Origin of the sequence: Vibrio sp. S234-5 (assembly GCF_000960595.1) — a bacterium.
Lineage (GTDB): Bacteria > Pseudomonadota > Gammaproteobacteria > Enterobacterales > Vibrionaceae > Vibrio.
The window spans coordinates 1-1,117 of record NZ_JZAM01000088.1 but is presented as its reverse complement, the minus strand read 5'-3'; the positions used below and the strand labels follow the sequence as shown (position 1 = coordinate 1,117).

Sequence of the window (1,117 nt, the reverse complement as noted above, 5' to 3'; positions counted from 1 at the left end):
AGTAGAGGGTGTGAACAACCGAATAAAGACGCTGAACAAAGTCGCCTATGGGTATCGTGATTGGGAATTTTTTGAGTTAAAAATCAAAGCCAGTCATGAGGCGAAGTATCGATTTTCCGGATGAACCCAAATTTCTAAGTTCAGGTAATTCAAAAAACTTTTCTTCCAACTCTCCTTTGGGGCAATACCCAGCAAAAAACCTAAACTCTTTTTGATAGCTAAATCTGGAATCTTTTACTGTCAGAGAGCGCTCTGTTGGATCTTCTGAGTATTGAACTGCACCAAAACTGACTTTTAAGCCACTAGCTTTTTCTACTAACTGTGCGTAGTCCTGAATTCTATTCGCAGGCAAAATAACGAAAAACAGCCCGAATTCTTGCTGCATCCGCTCCAAAGCTCCCTCAAAATCATTGTGAGGGCCCATAATAGCCCAAGATTGCATCCAAGCATCATGTTGCTCATGAACAGGATAAACTAATACACTTTCGAACTCTTTATCATTCATTTCTAAGCCATCTGGCCTAATGAACTTAGGCTTAGGTCCACCAAGCTTTCTATCCCAAAATAGTATGCAAGATTCATTTCGATCACCTCGACCAATATCTTCACAAGTACGGTAGTAATGAGGCGTACGAAACAAACTTGTTCCTGCTAAAAAACTTAGATAATGCTCCTTTTGACTAAAGAACTTTATCAATGCGAACGCACTCTGCGAGCTATTTTTACTCATGAACAATACGCCTTATTATATTGGTGGCCAACATGCATAACGCTGCGTTAAGGGGTGAATGCCGCATAAACCAGCTTTCCGCAGACCACTTTCACCACTAAAACTCACCGCATACTAAAAATGCCACGCGGCATGAATCCCTCTTAAACGCCTTGTTATGTGTTTGAACCTATTGATTCAGCAATAAGTCTGTTCATGCGGTCCTTAACCGATTTATTAGGCCATGGCTCAGCCAAAACCCAAATTGGAACGGATAAGCCGTATCCGCCCCATGAACCCACGGGGCGATATTGTTAGTGTTTGAAGTTCCAAGGCAGGAGTGCATCGATATCAGGTTCCGCTTTCGCTAACTCCTGCATGCACTTGACCATGTAGTCGTAAAGGATA

2 protein-coding genes and 1 pseudogene are annotated in these 1,117 nt (G+C 42.2%); 1 reads left to right on the top strand and 2 read right to left on the bottom strand.

The window, feature by feature from the left end:
* Nucleotides 1–124, top strand: a 124-nt coding sequence (locus UF06_RS23600; protein ID WP_045569239.1) for a transposase, incomplete at its 5' end; no start/stop codon positions are given.
* Here UF06_RS23600 and UF06_RS03605 read toward each other — a convergent pair.
* Nucleotides 77–730 carry a hypothetical protein gene (locus tag UF06_RS03605; protein ID WP_045569222.1) on the bottom strand — a complete coding sequence of 218 codons (654 nt, stop codon included), beginning with the start codon at nucleotides 728–730 and terminating at the stop codon, nucleotides 77–79. The genes UF06_RS23600 and UF06_RS03605 overlap by 48 nt on opposite strands.
* Nucleotides 731–745: 15 nt before the next feature.
* A pseudogene (locus UF06_RS23595) lies at nucleotides 746–889 on the bottom strand (DUF3265 domain-containing protein).
* Nucleotides 890–1,117: the final 228 nt, after the last annotated feature.

Excerpts from the sequence above, each read along its gene's own strand:
- UF06_RS03605 (WP_045569222.1), bottom strand. The coding sequence starts at position 730 with ATGAGTAAAAATAGCTCGCAGAGTGCGTTCGCATTGATAAAGTTCTTT.